Source organism: Vibrio sp. B172a (assembly GCF_030248355.1).
GTDB classification, from domain to species: Bacteria; Pseudomonadota; Gammaproteobacteria; order Enterobacterales; family Vibrionaceae; genus Vibrio; species Vibrio owensii.
Map to the genome: position 1 here is coordinate 471,746 of NZ_JAHGAC010000001.1, position 20,175 is coordinate 491,920.

The following is a 20,175-nucleotide window of genomic DNA, read 5'->3' on the forward strand; positions in this document are numbered from 1 at the left end:
AAAATGAACAAGAGCGGCTTAGGTCGCTCTTTTTGTTTTCAGTGAATAGCGTTAAAAACAACACAAATACTTAACAAATGCAGGGTTATTATGTGGCATTAAGTGCAAATATGAACAATTGAGAATGCGGTATGTCGAGTTTTATATAACCAACCCCAATGATCACTATAAGATTTATGATAAGTTTTATTATCAAAAACGACATTTAGCACAGTATAAATACACACAGACAACACATTCACAATTTGAACTAACGATAATGAAATCATTGATTGAAGAATTAACATTTTAACAATGATTACAACAATGTTAACTTTAGCGTCGTTGGTCGCACTGGTGGTAAGCCTCTCACCAAGCCTATTGTCAGTATGATATGGACGTTCGACCATCTCCAAAATGAATAGACACCCAATTTGGTGCCCTTTTTTCGCCCGTGAAGGTATTCTTCGCGGGCTTTTTTCTATCTGCCGTATTTCTCCTACTCAATTCCCAGTTTTGGCGCCCCCCTCCTTAATCAACAGGCATAAAAAAGCCAACCCATTAATAGGTTGGCAAATAGAGCAACAAGGTTGACGCTGACTGCTCACTAACGTCGTGCTTGTATCGGATGCACTCTGGTTACTCACTCGTCCTTGTGACTAACACGGAATCTTTGTCGTCAGAGGTTATGACTTGGTTGCCTCTGTCTTTTGGCATTTGATCTTTACCAGTTGAGCTTGTTGTTCTTTGATGTGTTTAACAATGCGTTCATCGCGTTCATCAATAGCGTCCATGTTCATTTGTTGGATGTCCGCAACCGCCTCATGCTTCATTGTTGTAAATTCTTGACGTAAATCCGCACTCCACTCTTCTTTGTTTAGAGTGTTAGCAGCAGCGATTGGTGATGACATTACAGCAATAAGACCTATAGTAGATAGAAATACGCTTTGCATAATAAGCTCCTTAGGGATTAGCAGTTCATTGGGTTGCATTCTATACATTGCACATAGGATGCCAACTTTTTAAACCTTTAATATCAACCACTTAAACAAAAGTTTATTTTTCTACCATCTGCTCAATGGCGAATTTCACACACACAGTGTTAAATTAACCAACGGTATTTATGAACACTCAACCATTCACTCAATTTATATTATAGATAGTCCATTTTAGTTCGCTTAAGGCACAAAAAAGCAGCCCGAAGGCTGCTTTGGATTTTCGCTTTAGGTGAAACTAGTTTTGCGTGCTTTCGTTGCCGACAGTGTTTGATGACTGTGATTTGAATTTACCTATCAAACGACCAAAGAATCGTTTAACAATGCGGAAGATGTTTTTAATATCCTCTAGCATCAGGTACAAACAAGGCACCAGAACCAAGGTAAGGACAGTTGCAAACAGAACGGCAAAACCAAGCGCGACCGCCATCGGGATAACAAAACGCGCCTGCAAGCTGGTTTCAAACATGATAGGAAGTACACCAGCGAAGGTGGTAATAGACGTCAGCGTGATCGCTCGAAAACGAGCACAGCCAGCCTCAACAACCGCTTGCTTAATGCTCATGCCTTTTTCTCGCACTTGGTTAACGTAATCTGTCATCACCAAGGAGTCATTGATAACCACACCCGCTGCCGCAATTAAACCAAATGTCGACATCATGCTGATGTCCATATCCAGCCAGAAGTGTCCCCAAATCGCCCCCGTTAAGCTAAACGGAATCACCGACATGACGATAAGCGGTTGGGTGTAGCTCTTAAGTGGCACAGCCAGCAAGATGTATACGATGATCATGCCTGCAATGAAGAACATGATTTGCTCGTTCCGCTGCGCAGCTTGCTCTTCGATGTCACCACCCAATTCCGTTTTCACACTTGGGAAGGCTTGCTTCATATCCGGCAAGATGTTGTCGTCGATAACTTTCACGACTTCTTGAGGTTCAACCAACTCTTCATCTATCGAGCCATACACATAAACGGTTTGATAACCACCTTCACGTCGAATGGTACTCACACCCGGTTGCTCGTTGATCTTCACCACATCGCCAAGCATGACCTTCTTACCTGCTGGCGTGGTAATCACAGCGTAACGTAGTGATGAGAAGGCTTCACGCGTCAATTGCGGGTAACGCACCATGACCTTAATTTCTTCGCCATCACGGATAATGCGCTGCGCTTCGCCGCCGTAGAAACTGCCACCGACTTGCTCTGCGATCATGGTGAGATCCAAGCCCAAATCATAAGCAACAGGAGCTAGTGATAGCAGTACCTCTTTACTACCAGAATCGATAGAGGAAGAGATATCGTACAGACCTTCCTCTTGCTGAAGTCGACCAATCAGGTAACGACCTGCTTCGTTTAGCTCGTTAATGTCCGAACCAAACAGCAAGTAACCAAACTCGTCGCGGTCACCGCCACCTGCACTTTGCTCACGGATCTTAAAGCTCTTCATGCCCGGAATAACTGGCATTGCCTCACGCCAGCGACGTGCAAGTTCAAAGGTATTGAATGGACGCAGTTCTTCATCCACAAGCGGCACAAGAATACGACCTTCAGTACGGCTGCGGTTGTAAGAAAGCACATCCCGAATCATCCCCTGACCATGCTCATCAATGATCTGGTTTTCGATTTTCTGTATCACGCCTTCAATGGTTTTTAACGCATTGATGGTTTGCTCGCTCGATACCGTGTCATTCATCTCAATCGTAATCGCCGGATAATCCGTTGGTACTTTCGGGTTTGGAATCACACGCACGTAGTTCGAGCTAACTAAAGCAGCACTAATCAGTAACAAACCACAAAAGAAAGCAAAAACGGTCCAACGCCAATGGGTACAAGCCTTAACGAAGCTGCGGTAAGGACCATTAACAAAGCCGAAGAAACGCCTGTTGAAATTATCACGCCAACCGCCTGCTTTTATTGGCGTAAAGTTGGTGTGAGCTAAGTGAGCCGGCAAGATCAGCTTAGATTCTATCAAGCTAAAGATAAGACACAGGATCACCACACCCGCAATGCCGTAGAAGAAGGCACTATCAATCCCACTTGAGAGTAGGAATGGGGCAAACACCGCTATCGTGGTTAACACACCAAAGGTAGCCGGAGTCGCGACACGCTTAACACCCGTCACAACGTTCTCAACACCACCACCCTTTTCTTCGATCTCACTGTAGGCACTTTCTCCGGTTACGATGGCGTCATCCACCACGATACCGAGCACCATGATAAAGGCGAACAAAGACACAATGTTCACGGTGATACCTAGCATTGGCATCATCATTACTGCGCCTAAGAAACACACTGGTAGCCCCAACATTACCCACATTGCTAAGCGGAAACGAAGGAATACCGAGAGCATGATTGCAACCAACGCGGCACCTTGAAGAAGGTTCTTCAGCATCATGTCGAGACGACCATTTAGGTAGTAGGTCATATCGACGAGAACTTTCAGTTGAATGTCATCAGGTAAGGTTTTGTTCTTTGCTTCGATGTAGTTACGAACGGATTCAGCAACTGGGATGATGTTTTGATCACGCGTGGCTTGAACCGCCATGTAGATCGCGTTTTGACCCGAGTATTCGAAGTAACGATCTTCTTCGGTGAAGCCGTCTTTAATCGTTGCGATGTCTTGTAGCAGAACTTTTGCACCGTTTGCGCCAAGCTTAACAGGGATATTGCGGAACTCATCACCACGGTAGTATTGGTTCTCAATACGTACTGCGATCATACCTGCGTTGGTTTTTACTTCACCAGCAGAAAAGTTCGCAGAGTAACGACGAATCGCGTTGCTCACATTACTTAGCGTTAAGTCATATTTACGAAGAATCAGCGGATCAACTTCTATAGCAATTTCTTCTTCTGGTGCATTAAGATCCACCAGCATGACATTTTTCAGTTGCAGTAATTCGTCTTCAACTTGTTTCGCAATAGGTTTGAGCTCTTCCAGTGGTCTATCGCCCACCAAGCCCATTTCTATCACCTCTTGTCGCCATTCCACTTGATAAACGTTGATGGGTTCCATGCCTGCCGGCAAATTGGATAAGGTGTCTACCCGTTGCTTTACATCGTCCAATACACGTTTGATGTCGGCATTCACATCTACTTCTATCGATACGTAAGCGCTGCCTCGAGAAGCTCGTGCCACGGTCTTTTTGATGCCAGTGACGTCTTTGATCGATTCTTCGACTTTAACCAAGATACTCTCTTCAATCTCTTGCGGAGAGGCACCAGGATAAGCCGCTCGAATGTTGATGTAATTAACTTCAACGTTCGGGAACATTTGTCGTTGAATGAACATGAAGCTCACGATACCCATCACGATGATGAACACCATCATTAGGTTCGCGGCGACAGAGTTATTCGCAAAATAGGCAATGATGCCCTTTTGTTGATTCTCTTCCATGATTGACTCCTACTTACTGTACGACGGTTTCGGAGTCGTCATTCTTTTTTGCGACTTGGACAGCCATGCCTTTTTGCGGGTACTCAGGTAACGTCAGAACGAGCTTGTCTGATTGCTCAAGACCTTCTCCCACAAGTAGGAACTCACCCTCTGCACGAAGTACATTAACCGTTCTCGGTTGCAGTTCGTTTTCGCCATTCACGACCCAAACGGTGCGGTTCTTAACTAGCTCCTGAGGCAGACGATAAATGTGCTTGAGTTCTTTGCCAGTAAAGCTCACTTCAACGTATGAACCAAACTTAATCGGTGGTTGATTGTTGTCTAGACCATATGGGTCACGAACTTGAATCACCATATTGATCATGCGCGTCGCACTGTCGATCATGCCGAGATCGCGAACGACTTTACCTTCACGAGTGGTCGATAGAATGCCTTGCTGCGTTACAGTCGCACGTAGCTCTTTCAAAGATTCAGGAAGGAATGCGCTGTCAAAACCAGCGATAGGAACGTGGATCTCCGCCACTTCGATATTGTTCAAGGTTGCAACGCGAGAGCCGGAAGAGACAAACTGCCCCACACCGATATCACGCTCAACAACAAGCGCATCATATGGCGCAATCACTTTACAGTTTTCTAGGTCACGGTTAGCTCGCTTCAACGCAGCTTGAGCAGACTTAACTTGCGCCTGAGCACTCAAGACATGGGGCTTACGTAGGTAAAGGTCTGTGACTTGTTTGTCGCTTAACTTTTTCGCTTGGCGTTTTGCGACTTCCGCTTTGGCTTGTTCCTCGATCAACGCAGCACGTGCACTTGCCAAGCCCGCTTCTGCTTGTAGAACGGCCGCTTCGTAGTTATCACTTTCAATCGTGAATAACACTTCACCACGCTTTACGATTCCACCCGTCACAAAATTTGGGTGCCAACTGATCACTTCGCCGCTAACTTGCGCTGCTAGGTGCGTTTTTTCGAATGGACGCATTTCACCGTGACTGGTGATAACAACTTTGTGATCGGTAGGAAAAAGTGAAGAAGTTTGTACTGTGGGTTCAGTAATGGTGTCTTTGATTGACTCTTTTTCGGGCGCAGTAGCGGCAATCGCGGCATAACCCGCATAAGAACCACCAACTACGACGAAGGGTAAAAGCCAACGTAATACTGGTTTTGCTAACATCAAAAATCCTTTTTTATTTTTGTATTCTCCTGTTCATCCCCGTCAGGCCTTCGCCTTAGAGCTGAATTAACAAACGGAACGTTCGATAACCCAATCTCCTACTCCCCGTGGACAAACAGTGAGTGTTTGCATCTGAAATAGACAACTTTATAAGAGCGCCGTGCTTCTGCTGTGTTTCGCGATTATCAATCACAAAAGAACTATCCATGGCAAGTTAATAAAATTAACAAAAACTTAACCATCTCCGCAAGTTACGACCTCTCACGCTCACTGTTTATACGCAATCGTCATGCCAAACGTTTACTCTTTAAATATCAATAAGTTAGGTTAAATTGGTAATTTCTCTCAGTGCAGTGTTGGTAATTACCACCAGATATTAGTGATATTGACCATTTCTGAGTAAAACATAAGTAAAAAACATGATATTGTCCGCCCGAATAATATGCTTTCCAAAAACCATATCGAGTCATTCAGATTCGGTTGCTTTATTGAGAAATCTGCGACTTGGCTACAATCACTCGCGTTACCCAGATTTAAAGCTTGATATATAATCAAAGAGTTACGTTGTGTATTAACAAGGAAGTGTGCATTGCTACGTTCTCTCTCTAAAGCCTTACTCGGTTCAATGCTTGTACTTGTCTCGGCTTGTTCCTCAATTCAGCCAAGAGATCCAAGTGAGAAATCCACCAGTTTTCAGTTCGGATATCAAAGCGACTCATCGTTGGCAGAGTTCTTTGAAAGTTACGACAAAGACCCTAACTCAGATACTGGCTTTTACCCTCTTAATCAGGGAAACGACGCGCTATTAGCTCGAATAGCACTGATTGAATCTGCCGAAAAAAGCCTAGATTTGCAGTACTACATCTATCGCAGTGACGAGACCAGTCAACTAATGACGTGGCGTTTGTATGAAGCAGCACAACGTGGCGTACGCGTTCGCCTACTTCTCGATGACATGCAAAAGCGAAATGATGCAGGAATGGCAGAACTGAACGCTCACCCAAACATCGAAATCCGACTGTTTAACCCGCACCAATATCGAGATGCACGTGTATTTGCACTGGCAAGTGATTTTGACCGCCTTAATCGTCGCATGCACAACAAGGCTCTGATTTCCGATAGTGTGTCTGCCATTGTCGGCGGCAGAAACATTGGCAATGAATACTTCTCTTTCGAGTCCAATGTCGAGTTTGGTGATTTCGATTTGATGCTTTATGGCGAGGCCGTGACGCAAACTGCTGACCAATTCGATTTGTATTGGAATAGTCTCTATGCCATCCCAATGGAATGGATTGTGCCTGAGTCTGAAAAAGTGGCAGACGATGCGATTCAAGCGCAAGTAAAAAAACTCAAATTGGAACAGAAGTTTTCTACCGGTCCCTATAACTTCAAAGAGTTAGACCTGTACGAGGAGCTCCAACAAGGCAAACTGAAACTGTATTGGGGACAAGGCCAAGTGTGGTTCGATTTACCCGATAAGATTGCCACTCAAGAAAGCCAACTGGTCGCAAACTTAGGTGAACTCCTTGAGAACGTTGAAGATTCTTTTGTTCTAATTTCCCCTTACTTTGTGCCAACAGAATCCGGAACAAAAGCTCTGACTGATGCAGCAAAACGAGGGATAGATATCACCATCGTGACCAATAGCTTGGCATCAAACGATGTGTTCGCTGTGCACGGTTGGTACGCCAAGTACCGTGAAGATTTGGTCAAAGCAGGCATTAAATTATGGGAAGTAAAAGCCAGCGCGAAAATCAAAAGCAAATGGAGCTTAACCGGTAGCAGCCGAGCGAGTCTGCACGCCAAAGCCATGATGATCGATGGGAAAACCTTGTTTGTAGGTTCGATGAACTGGGATCCGCGTTCGGCTGAGCTTAATACAGAGATGGGCGTAGTTATAGAGCAACCAGAGTACGTGCAAAAACAACAAACCGTTTTGCCAGAGCAGTTGAAAGAAAATGCCTATCAACTCATCATCAAAGATGGTGATATCGCATGGATTGATCAAGCAACAGGCGAAGAATTCGATTCAGAGCCAGAAGCCAGCGTGTGGCGAAAAATGGGCGCTTGGTTCTCGGGCATTCTGCCAATCGAGGATCAGCTGTAACTTCCCTTCGAGGATAAAGTCAACAAAACTAAATCAAAACGCTATTCAGGCACTGAGTAGCGTTTTTTACACATAAGAAAGGAATCTCAATGTCAGTAACATGGAACGATTACTATCAAAAGGTTGCGAGCCAACCTCACCGACCAAACGTAGAACGTGCCGCCAATCTGCTTACGCTCGACAACAAAATCGCCATTGATGCAGGATGCGGTACCGGTCGAGATTCCAACTACCTCCTCAATCAAGGCTTTACCGTTTACGCGTTTGACACTCATCAAGATGCAGTGGAAACTTGCTTGACGCGTTTCGAAGGCAATCCTAACTTTTCCATATCGCAGTCTTGCTTTAGTGACTTTGATTACCCGCCATGCAGCTTGTTCATTGCCAGTGCGAGTTTGTTCTTTTGCCCTAGTGAGCACTTTGAAAACGTGTGGCAAAGAATCGACTCAGCCTTAGTCTCCGGTGGTGTTTTTTGTGGGGATTTACTGGGCGTGAAAGATTCTTGGGTCAAAGCCAAAACGCATCCAGACATCAGTGCGTTTACCAAAGAGCAAGTCGAAGCATTGTTTGAAGGATATGACATTCTCCACTTTCATGAGCGGGATGAAGATGGCAGCACTGCTCTCGGCAACGCAAAACATTGGCACATGTTCAGCGTCACTGCGGTCAAACGTTAATTCGTTACTCTTATTCGTTACTAAAAGGAGTGTTATGTACCATTTCCAAGGCGTCACATTAAGGCGAGCCGTTCCGGAAGAAGCCAAAGCGCTCTATAAGCTCATCACTGAGGATGAACGCTGGGCGCAATTCAATGGTCCTTACTTCCCTTATCAAACACCAACATTAGAAGGCTTTCGTAACCACACCTTTCAACGCCTACTGAAAGGCGAGGACATGTTATTGATTGAGTTCGAAGGTAAGCCCGTCGGCTCAGTGAGTTGGTATTGGGAATGTGAGAGCACTCGTTGGCTTGAAGCTGGCATCGTCATTTACGATTCGAACTATTGGAATAAAGGATTGGGATTTTGTGCGCTCGTACCTTGGATTAGCCATATATTCGAAACCCAAGACATAGCACGAGTGGGTTTAACAACATGGTCTGGTAACCCAAGAATGATGCGTTGCGCAGAAAAGCTTGGCATGCAACAGGAAGCCCGGATTCGTAAAGTGCGTTACTACCAAGGCGAGTACTACGACTCCATCAAATACGGCGTATTAAGAGAAGAATGGCAAACGCTGATCCAACGGCTCTATAGCCAAGAACAATTAGCGTAAATCATCATATTTAGTGAAAAGGCTTGGCAACGCGCCAAGCCTTTTTAGTTGGGTTACTTGGATATAGGGTAAACCACTTCAAACCGCTCAAGCACCAACAAACGTTGCTCATGCCAATCGATGCCAAGCTCTTCACATTCCGCTTTAAAGAATTTAGTGTGCGCTTCTCGCCACCAAGCTATTGTGCGGTCGCCCTCCCCTTCAGCTTGGGCAAACTCTTCACTCACGTCCGAATATCGGCAGGTGCTGATGTCTGTGATTTGAATAATACAAACAGGTTCGCCGTCCCAATTGGTCACCACTTGTAAGTGCCCCACTTGAGGCATCACCTCTCCGTGTTCGCTGTACCAGAGTTCCATACTGCAAGAGGCCGTTTTCTGGCCAATTCTCACTAGCTCAGCACAAGTATTAGCGTTGTACTCGTCAGCACAATAATAATCAGCGCTTACGGAGGGAATCGCTGCTTGCTCTTGTTCAGAGAGCGTCTCCATATAATGGGTAAGATAAGCTTGTGCTTTGGCGTCCATACTTCTGTTCCTTGGTTCTGCTTTTCCATCGCTTTACTAACCGGAAAGAGTATCCATTCATGATCAAAAGAACAAGATACGAGCCCATCAGAACGCTTTATAAAACAAGCATTTTTCATCTGATTTTTGCTAAACCTTGTCTGTATTTGCTATGGTTTCAGAGATTCATCCATTCTCGACGCAAAAGGACGTTCTATGCGCTTAATCATCGGCATCTTCTTCGCTGCTCTGCTCTCCTTTCCAACTCTTGCATCCGAAGAAAAGTACTCAGAATCCGACCTTTTAGACAGACCATTAATGGAGCGTTATATCCTTGATGAGTTGAAGTCGCTGCGTCAGGAACAACAGGATTTAGAACGAAGAATGATTGTTGAAATCACCGACCGTGAGTTAACGGTGGCTGATAAATCTTTGAACTACGCTAACGTGACGGTTACCTACTTCTTCTACATCATTGCGGGTGTCGCTTCACTCATTGCTTTTGTTGGTTGGCAATCTCTGCGCGAGTTTAAGCACAACACCAAAGAGATGGCAGACAAGCGATTAGAAAAGATCGCTCAGGAATATGAGAAAAAGTTCGTGGCGTTGGAGCGTGACTTGAAACGTAAAACCCGCATCATCAGCGAGAACAACAAAGAGATTGAGAAGATCAACGAAATCCATAACTTATGGCTTCGTGCACAAAGCTCACAAACTCCGGAACAACGCATCGATATCTACGATGAAATTTTGCTTGTTCGCCCTGGTGATTTAGAAGCGCTGACTTACAAAGCCGACGCTGCTATGGAGATCAAAGAGTACCACTGGGCACTGAGCTTATGTAACAGAGTTCTGGAAGTGGACGATACGAACGGCCCAGCCCTTTACCAACGCGCTTGTGCCTACTCTCGTTTAGGGATTGAAGAGCAAGCGATTGAAGACTTAGAGCGTGCGATTGATACCAGCCCTTCCATTCGCGATCTGTTAGCGGAAGAACAAGATCTCGAGCTGCTTCACGGCAATGAGCGCTTTGAGCAGCTCTTAGCAAGCAGCACGCCTGAGTCTCAAGCATGAGCAGCCACTTTAACCTCGAAGATGCCAGCCAAGTTTTAGTTGGCGCTTTTGCTCTCGCCGTCCCAATTTCTTTCTCGGAAGAAGCGTGGCGCTTGGGTGAAAGCTTGCCGATGTTGAATTTGCTGATGCTATTCAGCTTGTCGGTACTCTTCTTAGGTTTTTTCGCTTATCAAAGCGTATTTCAAAGCAACATAAAAACGCGCGTTGCCGTTTTCATCTTTCGTGTGGTAATTGCCTACTTCATCGCCGCTGTGGTGGTGGCTTTAGTGCTATTCTGCATCAACAAACTTCCTTTATTCACCGACCCACTTATCGCCCTCAAACGAGTGATTGTGATTACCATGCCCGCTTCAATGGGCGCGATTGTGGTGGATAGCTTCGATAAGGAATAACCAGCTCAGCCGTTGTTATGACTCTTGTTCGTCGAGAGTCAGATTCGAACCAGCATGATCTTTACCAAGCACATCTTCAGGGTTTCTTAATGCACAAGTTTCTAGTGAGAGACACCCGCAACCAATACAACCTCCCAAATCGTTTTGTAGCGCTTTGAGCTTTTGAATCTTTTGTTCTAACTGCTCATGCCAATGACTGGCCATGGTTTCCCATTGCTGCTTGTTTGGTGCTTGATGCTTGGGCAGCTCTTCTAATGCCACTTTGATCTCTTCTAACGACAATCCAACTTGCTGCGCTGCTTTGATCACAGCCACACGACGAAGTACGCTGCGATGGTAGCGACGTTGATTACCTTGATTTCTCCAGCTTGAAATCAATCCCTTCTGCTCATAAAAGTGCAGCGCTGATACCTTCACTCCAGAGCGCTTTGCCACCTCGCCTACGCTGATTTCCATTTCTGACCTCTTGTTTAAAAAAACGCTTTACCTCAAGTTTACTTAAGGTTCTAAAGTTACACCACGTTAACAAATTAAGCAGATAAAAACGATGAAAAATAAAACGCTGCCCTACTTGGCTGGGCGATTCTTCGATAGCATTTCTTCGGGATTATTCATGATGGCACTTCCATGGGTAATGCTGGCTGAACCGGGGATGGGAACCTTTGTTGCTTTGGTCTCACTCTCTTGTACTGCAGTTTTTTTCTTGGCTACGCCTTTCTTCTCTACTCTTATCGACCGCCATTCAAGAAAGCAGTTACTCGTGCTCAATCAATGGTTACAAGCTGTTATGGCGTTCATCATTTTTGTCGCGTACTGGCTTGAGCTTGGCTCACATTGGTTGTTAGCGTTTGCACAATTGGTCTATTGGGTATCCAGTAACTTCGCATGGACAACCAATAATGCTTTCACCCAAGAGAACTATCAACGCCATGAATACGCCAAAATTTCCGGTCAGCAAGAAATCGTGATGCAATCGACCACGCTGGGCGCTGGCGCGCTAGGTATCGTGTTGTTAGAGATGTGGGGAATGAGGGAGTTTGCTTTGTTTGCTGCCTCCGCTTCTTCTATCGCCGCCCTTTTCTATATGGCCACGCCGTACGTGCAACAAATCAGAGACGCTCACACTGTTGCCTTTATGTCGCAGTTAAAAGAGAGCAAGCAAATCTTTGCTAAAGAGCCGACCTTTTACGCTTTCATTTTGCTGTCCTGCCTGTCTTATCCCATTCTGACTTACCTTGGAAAATTGGTGCCTATTTGGTTCTCGGAGCAAGGTATCTCGGGTGATTGGTACGCTGGGTTTAACATCAGCTTTGGCTTGGGTTCATTACTAACCGGACTTATCGTTACCAAGGTACTGAACCAGTTTGGTCACACCAGCATTATTGTCGTATCGATGAGCGTGCTAGTGATTGCTTTAATTGGCATGAGCTTATCCGCACATCCACTGACCATTCTGATGTTTACTGCGCTCTTTGGCACATTTAACGCGTTGAATCGAATCGCAAGAATCAATTGGATGCACCACACTGTCTCTGTCCATCAACGAGGGCGAGTCGACGGCGGAATCAGCATGTTCGCCACTACCGTGCAATCTTTAAGTTATGTTGTTATTGCGATGTTGAGCCACTATGGCTTGACCGAGTATGGCTTCATTCTGGCGGCTGGCACCATGGCGATGGCAGTCTGTGTGATGTGGTATTTGAATCATAAAATGAATGGCGATGGCCAACTTGCAATAAGCCAATAACAAAAAGCCCAGCAATCGCTGGGCTTTTGGCTTCCAAAGGGAGGAATTAGAATTCGTAGTATAGGCGAACACGCGCACCGAAATCGTCTTCTTCAGCAAAGGCAGTTGCATCCGATTGCTGCGTCAGCTTGTTGTCGACCATAGTGTAGTAAGTACCTAATAGGATTGAGAAATCCTGAACTTCTAGTACATCACGGAATGCGTAAGAAGCGTACCAAGTTGATACGTTTACGTCACCTTCCGCCCAAGAAGAAAATTCTTTGTTTTCGAATTCGTTCGTTGAGTAGATGTAACCAAGACCTAGGTTATTCCACAATGCGTTCACACCTGCCGACATGTTGTTCTCGTCTACTGCATCTAGGTAAGAAACACTTGCGTTCACAGACCAATCACCGCTTGTCCAGTTACCTGTTAAGCCGTAACCCGTACGATCTGAGATGTCCACGCCATCAGCAACAATAGCGTCAGAAACTAGGTTAGTCTCCATCGATGCTGCGACTGTGAAATCACCCATTTGGTAAGCAACGACAGGGCGTAGTAGGAACGCATCTTTGCTTTCTGTGATTTCTTTACCGTGGTAATAACCACCAACGCCGCCATCAAATAAGTTAGAACGGTCACCCAACATCGCACCAACTTCTACATATAAGTTGCCGAATGTTTGGTTGTACATGATCTGACCATCAGAACCACGACCGCGCGCTTCTTTCATTTGGTAAGAGTATGCCGCACCGTCTGCGTATAGGTCATTCGCCGTATCGCCTGAATACTCAAGGAATACGTCTAGGCCCACAGGGAACATATCATAAGCTTCGAAACGACCCGCTTTAATCGCCCAACCGTCTTTCTTACCAAATTCAAAGTACGCGTCATCCAATGCGATGTTGCCTGTACTTTCAAAAAGAGGCTGTGCTTTGACACCCACATAGTGACCGTTGCTGGTGTACTTTTCACCCGCAAACTCGATAAGTACGCGACCGTCTTGGTTGAATTCGCTGTCGTCATTGGCGTTTGATTCACGATCTTCAAAGTTGAAGTTTAGCTCTACGTTACCGCCAACCGAGAAGTTACCTTCTTCGTTGTCAACGATACTGATACCTGCGTTTGCAGTCATTGCTGTTGATACTAAAACAGCCGCTAGCGAAAGCTTAAAAGTGTTGTTCATGTGAACCCCTATATTTGTATTTTTTAATAGTTTGCCCGCCTTAAAGGAGGGCTTATGTGTAGCTATGGACAAAAAAGAACTGCTAATTAACTGGCCGATCATTAGCAGTGGACGGGGCTAATTCTTGATCAACAAAATCAGCAAAACAATATTGCTAAACCGTTTTTGCCAGACAAGATCACGATTTTAGATCTTTGATTATTTACCTTTAATTACAGCAACTTAAATATAAAAATTTATAATTATCGGATTTTAAAGCAATTTTTTGAGTGAAATTGATAGAAATCAAACTCATTCATATGAGCATTGTGACATGACAGATATCACAAAATTTATGAATCAATTTCATTGCTAAATAGCAGGCACAAAAAAGGCCACCAAGTTGGTGGCCAAAAACCAATCCGAAACTGCTAGCAGTATGAGATCGGGGACAAGTAATGCAGTGTTGCTTGAGCCTGTTTGAGCTCGATGTTGCACAGATCATCAATAAAGATCCGCGAGGTGAAAACCGTCTTACCACTGTCGGCAAAAATCTCGATGGCAGAGTTATCCACGAAGATACGAATGCGCTGTGCTTGTTCAAGTCGCTTGGCATAACGAACGGAACCAAACGCCTCGGCATGCAAATGAGAAACATGAGTTCGATCTAGGGTGAACTCATGTTGATCACCACTAAATACCATTCGCTCACCTTTCTGATTGGATAGAGCCAAAGAGAAAGCGCCATCAACATGAAGATCGACCTCAAATGCTTGAGAATCCAACGAATGTGAACCGTCGACTTCGACAGAATCTTTGCGTAACGCTTCCAATTCTTGTAATGGGCTTTGAATGAGGTAATCCCCTTCAATAGTCAAGACACGAGGTAGCGTCAGCATATGCGCCCAACGGTTCTTATCGGTTGGGTATTCACTTTTCGAGTTACCCAACCAACCAATCAGAATACGTCGCTGCTGGTCATCGAGATAGGTTTGAGGAGCATAGAAATCAAAACCTTTATCCAACTCTCGGTAACCCTGGTTAAGAAAGACTTTGTTTTCGAAATCAATGCGCTCGCCCACCATGTAAACCACAGAGAAAACGTTCTTCAGGTCATATTTACTCTCTGAGCTTACGCCTTGAGGAGAGAAGATAAACACGCCGTTTTCATCTTGTTCGTAATAGTTAGGGCACTCCCACATATAACCGAAGTCACCCAGTCCCACATCAATATTGCCTTGATAGTGGTAATCATCGATATCGGAACCGTGATAATAAGCAAGCTTGCCTTTTTCATCATGCCCTTGAGCACCTATCAGCATGTGGTAACCGTCGTCGCGAGTGACTAATACTGGATCACGGAATTCTTGCGTGTACGCATCGGAATTAAACTCAACTACGACGCCTTTTTTCTCGATCTTGCCTTGTTTATTCATCACCGCGAGTGCTTGTGTTGGCAAGCCTTTCCCCTCTTCATTCAGAAGGTTGGCGGTGTAGAACAAGTACAATTCGTCATTATGAGGAACACCCACACCCGTATAACAACCGTGATGGTCGTAATCTTGGTCTGGATACATCGCAATGCCGCGATCGTTAAAGTTAACGAAGTCTTTGGTCGACACGTGATACCAATGCTTTAAACCATGCACAGGACCTAGTGGAAACCACTGATAGAAAATATGATGCTCGCCATTAAAGTAGCTCAGACCATTTGGGTCATTCACTAAGCCATGATGCGGGGCAATGTGGTAGCTCGGATAAAACGGGTCTGTTTTCGTTTTATGCTTAATGTCTGCCAAATATTCCGCGCTCACCTCATCGATTCTCACAAATCGATTTTGGCGATTAGAAAAATCCATAACGACTCCAAAAAGAGAAAGCACTCCCGCTAAACAACGGGAGTGAAAAGAGTTACTTTGGTTCTTTGTAGAACAGTTTTGTTAGAGCGAACGCCGACACTGCGCCCACCAGCATGACAAGCATGTACATGCCTAGGCCGCCGCCGAGGTACAACAACATACCCGGTAACATAGTTGCGCCTGTACCCGCAGAGCCGATGCCTGCAATAGCACCAAGGCAGCCACCAATCGCACCACCGACACAGCCGTATAGGAAAGGCTTAACGCGAGGAAGCGTAATCGCAAACATGGCAGGCTCTGTGATACCAAATAGTGCAGGAAGCGCCGCACCAAACATACCAGAGCGTTTTACTTTGTCTGTTTGCATAGTCATGACCGCCATCGCCGCACCAAACTGACCGGCAATCGCCGCTGTACCGAGTGGGTTGATGTAGTCGAAGCCTGTGTCTGTCACCATCGCAATCGTGATTGGAACGATAGTGTGGTGCATGCCAGTCACGGCCATAAATTGAATAGCACCACCGTAAATCAAACCGCCGATACCGTAAGGAATTTGCAGGAAGTACAGCACCGCCTCAGTAATCAGTTTCTCGATACCAAGCAGAAGTGGGCCTACGAATACTAAGCCAGCAATCAGAGACACCAACAGGGTAATGAAAGGCGTGAGGATTAAGTCCAACACTTCCGGAATGTGTTTACGCGAAGTGCGCTCTACCATCGCCGCGAACCAACCCATAAATACCGCAGGAAGAATAGAGCTTTGCAGACCGGTAACTGCGATATCAAAACCCATAAACGGAATGATCATGGCTTCAGCGTTGCCAAAGGCTACATCCCACTTACTGGCTAATTGTGGCGCAACTAGCATCAGGCCGAGCACAATACCGAGAACCGGGTTACCACCAAACACGCGCATCGCTGACCAAGTCACCAAAACTGGGATAAAGATAAATGCCGTGTCGGTCAGAACTTGCGAAAGCGTGTTTAACTGTGGCGATAGCTCCATGCCAAAACCGTTGACGAGCAAACCACGTAAGCCCATCAAAAGACCCGTAGCAACCAGTGCTGGAATAATGGCAACAAAGATATCAGAGAAGGTACGCGTCACTGCTTGAAAGGTGCTGACTTTGTCTTTCTTCTCTTCGGTTTGTGGCGCTTCTTCAATCGCTTCATTGCCTTTCATAATGGCAAATACTTTACCCACAAACCCGGTACCCAAGATCACTTGGTGCTGTCCGTTTTGGAAGAAGTAACCGTGTACTCCTTCTGTCGCGCTGAGTCCTTCCGCGTCTACTAGTCCATCGTCCTTGGCCACAACACGCAGTCGTGTTGCACAGTGATTAAGTTGTGCGATGTTGCCCTCACCACCTAGCAAGGACATCACTTTACTCGCTACAACTTTCGCATCTCGCGCCATAATTTTTGTCTCCAAAGAGTGCAAAGAAATAACAACCTGTATTCAACTTGTATTTATCGTAATACAGGTTAGATACAGGTTGTATTTTTCATTCTCGTTTTTTGTCACACGTCACACTTGTTATTGATTCAAAATGCATGGAGTTGCTTAGTTATTAAACCTATAAATAAAAAAATAGCCCACATCGGTGGGCTATTTTTCAATTCGTTCAATATTCGTTTAATTCAAGGTCTTTAAACTCGTGCGGTGATTTCAAAATCGTACAAACTCGACTTGTAATAAACGATGGAATACTCGTATATCCCTTGTTCTTCATAGAAGTTCTGAGATTGGTTGATCAAGATAGGATCCAGCTTATCGACCGCCAACAGTTTCTGTGCCGCATCATCCGGTAAGGCAGGGATCAATTTCTGCTGCGTTTTCACCATCTCAATACCATGACGACTTAAGTATTCGAACTTTGAGCCTTCAAGGTCTTGTTGCGTTAAATTAGGCAAAAGAACACGAGGAATATAAAACTCCTCATAAGAAACAACCTGATCATTAATCAGACGTAAACGACGAGCAAAATTCACTGGCTCACCTTGCGCAATATTGAGTTTTTCAGCGACTAACTCGTCTGCAGGAACCACTTCAAACGCATCCACAATGTTCTTAGCTTCTAACCCTGAGCCTGCCGCTTCTTGAGCAAAACCAGACATGGACAAGAAATCATGACGCAATTTGTTGGATTTAACGAACGTTCCTTTGCCTTTTTCTGAGAAGGTATAGCCCAAATCATTAAGCTGTTGAAGCGCTTTCCGAACCGTCACTCGACTGACTTTGAGTAACTCCACCAGTTGATTTTCCGATGGAAGCTTACTGCCTGCAGGGTAAATACCTTTATCAATTTCGCGCTTTAATTCATCCGCGACTTGAATGTACAGCGGCTGCAAACTTTTTTGATCAAATAACTCAGTCATAATTCCGTGAAAACTAAGGGGTTACCAACTCATCTTACTCAAGCTGAGAGTAATTACCAACTATTGTTAAAAGGCGTAAGAATTGGATAAGCTAGCTTCTAGCTCAAACGAAACAACAGGAAACCGCAGTGAATTTAAGACAATTGGAAGTCTTTTACGCCATCATGCAAACTGGGACCGTTTCTGGTGCCGCGCGCCTATTGCATGTATCGCAACCTAATGTCACTCGGGTACTTGCCCACACGGAACAACAACTTAGCTTTGCCCTGTTTGAGCGCGTCAAAGGCCGATTAGTACCGACCCAAGAAGCCAAAGTCCTATTGCCAGAAGCCGAGAAAGTCTACCAACAGCTAGGGCAGTTTCGCTCCCTCACAAACAAGGTGAAACAAGGCACTCAGCACTTGAGAGTCGGAGCGCCGCCTGTCTTGGCTTCCCAACTGCTTGCTCCAACGGTTGCTACACTGTCGAAGCAACAAGGCATCTCATTTGAACTATTAACTGCAAACCGTGATGAGCTGTGTTCAGGCTTACTTAAGCACGAATTGGATGTAGCGATTGCCTTTGGTGAAGAAGCTCCACCCGCGATTTTGAGTGAGGTTTTACTCAAGCAACAACTTGTTCTGATTGCGCCAAAAGAAGCGCTCAATTCGACTGACGACGCGGTATCATTTGATGATTTGATTCAGCACGAATTGCCAATCATCGGCTTGGACAGTCGCGACCCACTCGGTTTATTGCTGCATCAAACACTCTCTGCACGTGACGAACATTATCATCACGCAATCACAGTACGCAGTTACGCCGCTGCGGCCGAGCTAGTCAAACACCATGCAGGCTTTGCGATTGTCGATCCATGGACAGCAAAACAGTATCAAGGTGACGAATCAGTCAGCGTGCGCTCACTTTCTCCAGCGCTGTCATTTTCTATCTCTATCCTGTTTGCAGAGCACACACCGCAATCCATATCGACCAAGCTTTTCATTGAGTCGTTAAAGCAGCATGTTAATCAGTAAGTTAGCACTCATGCTCACCTATAACCTCAAGTTATAGGCGCACAACAAATAGGCATTCGGCTTCCCTCTTCAAACTGACTACATTGTCTGAAAACATACGAATGACAGAGGGAACCATCATGCAAATTGCTCAACCTTACCTACTTTTTCTTGGCGACGTCACCGATCCATTAGCCGCAAAAACCGCGCGCGGTATCCATCAATGGCGCCCAGAGATTTGTTTAGGTCAGCTTCGCCTTACGTCAGAAACCGTTTCATTAGGCTTAACCGACATGACGCTGCAACAGGCTCAGCAGCAAGGCGCAAAAACGCTCGTCATCGGTACAGCAAACCCTGGCGGTGTTATTCCTGAATCATGGCAGGCGACGTTACTGGAAGCGGCGGAAATGGGGTTTGAAATTGCCTCGGGTATGCACCAACGTCTTTCTGAATTTGCGCCTTTGAACGACTTACAGCAACGTGGCTTAACCAAGTTGCACGATGTACGCCATTACGATGAATCACTGAAAGTGGGCAATGGTAAAGCGCGCTCGGGTAAACGCTTGCTAACGGTTGGCACCGATTGCTCGGTTGGAAAAATGTTCTCGGCCCTCGCGATTGAGAAAGCCTTGCAGCAAGCTGGTTGTAAAGCTGAGTTCAAAGCCACAGGTCAAACGGGCATCTTAGTCGCGGGCAGTGGTATTTCGATTGATGCGGTTGTCGCGGACTTTATCTCTGGTGCGGTGGAAGCCATTAGTCCTGAGTTTACTGACCACGAATGGGACATCATTGAAGGACAAGGTTCACTATTCAATCCGTCTTTTGCTGGCGTGAGTTTAGGCTTGCTTCACGGCGCACAAGCAGACGCTTTAGTATTGTGTCACGAGATCGGTCGCCCGCACATTCGCAACCTTCCTCATGCTAAGTTGCCAACGATTGAACAAACCATCGAAGCGAATTTACAAGCTGCACGTTTAACAAACTCTGACACACGTCTTGTCGGAATCTGCTTGAATACTTCTGCAATCAGTGAAGATGATGCCGCACAGCTTTGCCAAGACTGGACTGAGAAATACCAAGTACCAGTGACCGATCCTGTGCGTTTTGGCGTAGAGCAAATTGCTCAACACATTATTGCGATTTAAGGATTGTAGACGC

General features: G+C 45.5%; 17 protein-coding genes. 8 read left to right on the plus strand and 9 right to left on the minus strand.

Annotated elements, in window-relative coordinates:
- Positions 1-665: 665 nt before the first annotated feature.
- The 3 genes from KIT90_RS02025 to KIT90_RS02035 all read right to left on the minus strand — a co-directional run bounded on the left by KIT90_RS02025 (position 666) and on the right by KIT90_RS02035 (position 5,542).
- Positions 666-932: a hypothetical protein gene (locus KIT90_RS02025; protein WP_285374825.1), complete on the minus strand. Its 267-nt coding sequence runs from the start codon at positions 930-932 to the stop codon at positions 666-668.
- Positions 933-1,212: 280 nt separating this feature from the next.
- Positions 1,213-4,371 carry an efflux RND transporter permease subunit gene (locus KIT90_RS02030; RefSeq protein ID WP_285374828.1) on the minus strand — a complete coding sequence of 1,053 codons (3,159 nt, stop codon included), beginning with the start codon at positions 4,369-4,371 and terminating at the stop codon, positions 1,213-1,215.
- A 13-nt stretch (positions 4,372-4,384) separates the two neighbouring features.
- Complete coding sequence (locus KIT90_RS02035) at positions 4,385-5,542, minus strand: efflux RND transporter periplasmic adaptor subunit (RefSeq protein ID WP_009706355.1); 1,158 nt, start codon at positions 5,540-5,542, stop codon at positions 4,385-4,387.
- A 589-nt stretch (positions 5,543-6,131) separates the two neighbouring features.
- Between KIT90_RS02035 and KIT90_RS02040 the strand changes: the two genes are divergently transcribed.
- The 3 genes from KIT90_RS02040 (at position 6,132) to KIT90_RS02050 (ending at position 8,924) form a co-directional block, all read left to right on the plus strand.
- Complete coding sequence (locus KIT90_RS02040) at positions 6,132-7,649, plus strand: phospholipase D family protein (RefSeq protein ID WP_285374832.1); 1,518 nt, start codon at positions 6,132-6,134, stop codon at positions 7,647-7,649.
- An 89-nt stretch (positions 7,650-7,738) separates the two neighbouring features.
- Positions 7,739-8,326: a class I SAM-dependent methyltransferase gene (locus tag KIT90_RS02045; RefSeq protein WP_285374834.1), complete on the plus strand. Its 588-nt coding sequence runs from the start codon at positions 7,739-7,741 to the stop codon at positions 8,324-8,326.
- A gap of 34 nt (positions 8,327-8,360) precedes the next feature.
- Positions 8,361-8,924 (plus strand): GNAT family N-acetyltransferase, encoded by a 564-nt coding sequence (locus KIT90_RS02050; protein ID WP_045483795.1) that lies wholly within the window; start codon positions 8,361-8,363, stop codon positions 8,922-8,924.
- A gap of 53 nt (positions 8,925-8,977) precedes the next feature.
- On the opposite strand, the gene KIT90_RS02055 is transcribed toward KIT90_RS02050, so the two are convergent.
- Complete coding sequence (locus KIT90_RS02055) at positions 8,978-9,451, minus strand: ASCH domain-containing protein (RefSeq protein WP_285374837.1); 474 nt, start codon at positions 9,449-9,451, stop codon at positions 8,978-8,980.
- 195 nt (positions 9,452-9,646) lie between these two features.
- On the opposite strand from KIT90_RS02055, the gene KIT90_RS02060 reads away from it, so the two are divergent.
- Together KIT90_RS02060 and KIT90_RS02065 are read left to right on the plus strand one after the other, a co-directional pair.
- Positions 9,647-10,504 carry a tetratricopeptide repeat protein gene (locus KIT90_RS02060; protein ID WP_020196089.1) on the plus strand — a complete coding sequence of 286 codons (858 nt, stop codon included), beginning with the start codon at positions 9,647-9,649 and terminating at the stop codon, positions 10,502-10,504.
- Positions 10,501-10,896: a DUF2391 family protein gene (locus KIT90_RS02065; RefSeq protein WP_005441475.1), complete on the plus strand. Its 396-nt coding sequence runs from the start codon at positions 10,501-10,503 to the stop codon at positions 10,894-10,896. Before KIT90_RS02060 ends, KIT90_RS02065 begins: the two co-directional genes overlap by 4 nt.
- 15 nt (positions 10,897-10,911) lie before the next feature.
- On the opposite strand, the gene soxR is transcribed toward KIT90_RS02065, so the two are convergent.
- Complete coding sequence (soxR, locus tag KIT90_RS02070; RefSeq protein ID WP_005441477.1) at positions 10,912-11,352, minus strand: redox-sensitive transcriptional activator SoxR; 441 nt, start codon at positions 11,350-11,352, stop codon at positions 10,912-10,914.
- Between the two features lie 91 nt (positions 11,353-11,443).
- On the opposite strand from soxR, the gene KIT90_RS02075 reads away from it, so the two are divergent.
- Complete coding sequence (locus KIT90_RS02075; protein WP_285374838.1) at positions 11,444-12,643, plus strand: MFS transporter; 1,200 nt, start codon at positions 11,444-11,446, stop codon at positions 12,641-12,643.
- Between the two features lie 46 nt (positions 12,644-12,689).
- On the opposite strand, the gene KIT90_RS02080 is transcribed toward KIT90_RS02075, so the two are convergent.
- The 4 genes from KIT90_RS02080 to KIT90_RS02095 form a co-directional block, all read right to left on the minus strand.
- Positions 12,690-13,808 carry a carbohydrate porin gene (locus KIT90_RS02080; protein WP_020196091.1) on the minus strand — a complete coding sequence of 373 codons (1,119 nt, stop codon included), beginning with the start codon at positions 13,806-13,808 and terminating at the stop codon, positions 12,690-12,692.
- Between the two features lie 410 nt (positions 13,809-14,218).
- Entirely contained in the window at positions 14,219-15,646 is a 1,428-nt protein-coding gene (locus KIT90_RS02085; RefSeq protein WP_285374841.1) for a sucrose-6-phosphate hydrolase, read from the minus strand.
- A 52-nt stretch (positions 15,647-15,698) separates the two neighbouring features.
- Positions 15,699-17,063 carry a PTS transporter subunit EIIC gene (locus tag KIT90_RS02090; RefSeq protein ID WP_038894400.1) on the minus strand — a complete coding sequence of 455 codons (1,365 nt, stop codon included), beginning with the start codon at positions 17,061-17,063 and terminating at the stop codon, positions 15,699-15,701.
- Between the two features lie 233 nt (positions 17,064-17,296).
- Positions 17,297-18,025 carry a GntR family transcriptional regulator gene (locus KIT90_RS02095; protein ID WP_041056562.1) on the minus strand — a complete coding sequence of 243 codons (729 nt, stop codon included), beginning with the start codon at positions 18,023-18,025 and terminating at the stop codon, positions 17,297-17,299.
- A gap of 128 nt (positions 18,026-18,153) precedes the next feature.
- On the opposite strand from KIT90_RS02095, the gene KIT90_RS02100 reads away from it, so the two are divergent.
- Together KIT90_RS02100 and dgcN are read left to right on the plus strand one after the other, a co-directional pair.
- A complete protein-coding gene (locus KIT90_RS02100; protein WP_285374847.1) occupies positions 18,154-19,038 on the plus strand; it encodes a LysR family transcriptional regulator in 885 nt (294 codons plus the stop codon).
- Between the two features lie 119 nt (positions 19,039-19,157).
- Positions 19,158-20,162: an N-acetyltransferase DgcN gene (gene dgcN, locus KIT90_RS02105; RefSeq protein ID WP_285374849.1), complete on the plus strand. Its 1,005-nt coding sequence runs from the start codon at positions 19,158-19,160 to the stop codon at positions 20,160-20,162.
- Positions 20,163-20,175 lie beyond the last annotated feature (13 nt).